Origin of the sequence: Pseudomonas frederiksbergensis, assembly GCF_003732665.1 — a bacterium.
GTDB classification, from domain to species: Bacteria; Pseudomonadota; Gammaproteobacteria; order Pseudomonadales; family Pseudomonadaceae; genus Aquipseudomonas; species Aquipseudomonas frederiksbergensis_G.
Window position 1 is genome coordinate 1 of record NZ_MOBP01000063.1, and the last position, 360, is coordinate 360.

General features: G+C 64.7%; 1 protein-coding gene. It reads left to right on the plus strand.

Translation table 11 applies throughout. The features are described from left to right. Positions 1-360, plus strand: a 360-nt coding sequence (gene nadE, locus BK665_RS33160; protein ID WP_123410640.1) for an NAD(+) synthase, incomplete at both ends; no start/stop codon positions are given.

Below are 360 nucleotides of genomic sequence, written 5' to 3' on the forward strand. Positions count from 1 at the left end.
CCGTCCGCCTGCCGTACGAAACCCAGTCCGATGAACACGACGCCCAGGCTTCGGTGGACTTCATCGCGCCGGACGAGCGTCACACCGTGAACATCGGCCCGGCGGACAAATCCCTGGCCAGTGAAGTCGCGGCGTTCGAAGGCAAGCATGCGGTGTCGGTGGATTTCGTGCTCGGCAACACCAAGGCGCGGATGCGCATGGTTGCCCAGTACACCATCGCCGGCGCGGCCCAAGGGTTGGAAATCGGTACTGACCACGCGGCGGAAGCGGTGATGCGGTTCTTCACCAAGTTCGGTGACGGCGCCTGCGACCTGGCGCCATTGAGCGGCTTGGTGAAGAACCAGGTCCGCGCGATTGCCC